Source organism: Salipiger sp. HF18, assembly GCF_011806505.1.
GTDB classification, from domain to species: Bacteria; Pseudomonadota; Alphaproteobacteria; order Rhodobacterales; family Rhodobacteraceae; genus Salipiger; species Salipiger thiooxidans.
Genome location: NZ_JAATOS010000660.1, coordinates 1 through 1,870 on the forward strand (window position 1 = coordinate 1; position 1,870 = coordinate 1,870).

At 68.2% G+C, this 1,870-nt stretch carries 1 protein-coding gene; it reads left to right on the forward strand.

Annotated features, from left to right (window positions below; genetic code table 11):
• The first annotated feature begins 67 nt into the window (after positions 1–67).
• The gene (gene lpdA / locus HC022_RS25565) at positions 68–1,462 is read left to right on the forward strand and encodes a dihydrolipoyl dehydrogenase (protein ID WP_089958671.1); all 1,395 of its coding nucleotides are present in this window, start codon (positions 68–70) and stop codon (positions 1,460–1,462) included.
• The last annotated feature ends 408 nt before the right edge of the window (positions 1,463–1,870 follow it).

Consider the following 1,870-nt stretch of genomic DNA (forward strand, 5'->3'; position numbering starts at 1 on the left):
GCGCGGCACGCGCCGAGGGGGCAGCGCCCCCTCCCCCTCCGAACCGACAACAGAAAGGACAAACGAAATGGCACAATACGACGTCATCGTCATCGGCGCGGGCCCCGGCGGCTACGTCGCCGCCATCCGCTGCGCCCAGCTCGGCCTCAAGACCGCCTGCGTCGAGGGCCGCGAGACCCTCGGCGGCACCTGCCTGAACGTGGGCTGCATCCCCTCCAAGGCGCTGCTGCACGCCAGCCACCAGCTGCACGAGGCCGAGCACAACTTCGCGGCCATGGGCCTCAAGGGCAAGGCGCCCACCGTCGACTGGAAGCAGATGCTCTCCTACAAGGACGACGTCATCGGCCAGAACACCAAGGGCATCGAGTTCCTCTTCAAGAAGAACAAGATCGACTGGATCAAGGGCTGGGCCAGCATCCCCGAGGCCGGCAAGGTCAAGGTCGGTGACGAGACCCACGACGCCAAGAACATCATCATCGCCTCGGGCTCTGTGCCCGCGTCGGTGCCCGGTGCCGACGTCGAGATCGACGAGAAGGTCGTGGTGACCTCGACCGGCGCGCTCGAGCTGCCCAAGGTGCCGAAGAAGATGATCGTCATCGGTGCCGGCGTCATCGGGCTCGAGATGGGCTCGGTCTACGCGCGTCTCGGTGCCGAGGTCGAGGTGATCGAGTATCTCGACGCCATCACCCCCGGCATGGACGCCGAGGTGCAGCGCAGCCTGCAGAAGCTGCTGTCGAAGCAGGGCCTCAAGTTCACCCTCGGCGCCGCCGTGTCGAAGGTCGAGACCAAGGGCGGCAAGGCCACGGTCACCTACAAGCTGCGCAAGGACGACAGCGAGCAGTCGGCCGAGGCCGACGTGGTGCTCGTCGCGACCGGCCGCAAGCCCTACACCGACGGGCTGGGCCTCGACGCGCTCGGCATCGCCACCACCGACCGCGGCCAGATCAAGACCGACGGCCACTGGCAGACCAGCGTCAAGGGCATCTACGCCATCGGCGACGCGATCACCGGCCCGATGCTGGCCCACAAGGCCGAGGACGAGGGCATGGCCTGCGCCGAGGTCATCGCCGGCAAGCATGGCCACGTGAACTATGGCGTCATCCCCGGCGTGATCTACACCTGGCCCGAGGTCGCCTCGGTCGGCGCCACCGAGCAGGAGCTCAAGAACGAGGGCCGCGCCTACAAGGTCGGCAAGTTCTCGTTCATGGGCAACGGCCGCGCCAAGGCGGTCTTCGCGGGCGAAGGCTTCGTGAAGATCCTCGCGGACAAGGAAACCGACCGCATCCTCGGCTGCCACATCATCGGCCCGTCGGCCGGCGACCTGATCCACGAGGTCTGCGTGGCGATGGAATACGGCGGTTCGGCCGAAGATCTGGCGCTGACCTGCCACGCCCACCCGACCTTCTCGGAAGCGGTGCGCGAGGCGGCTCTGGCCTGCGGTGACGGCCCGATCCACTCCTGATCCCGACGCTCCCCCGGCTCTCGCGGCCGGAGGGACCGGCAAAAAAGGGCCCCCGCGCGCTGCGGGGGCCCTCTTCATTTCGGCGCCCGCCTCGCTCGCGATCCAGTCGTTGCCATTCACGGGTGTCGCGCTCGCCGCTTCGGTCGTTGTAGGGCGCCACGTTCAGGAACGGGTACTGGCTCAGCGCATCGGGGAAGACGATCTGGCTGGTCAGGACGGTCTTGTCGTCGACCTAAAGGGCCCTCGGGCATCCCCACGCGCACGGTCGGCGTCAGCAACCCTGCCGATTGCGCCTTCGCGCGCGCCTGCGGGAAGGCGCCGACACCGGCGGCACACACGGGAGAGGCGGTGAGCCCGGCGAGCATCGCGCGGCGGGTGGTGAGAATGGGGTCCGGGGCATGAGGTCTC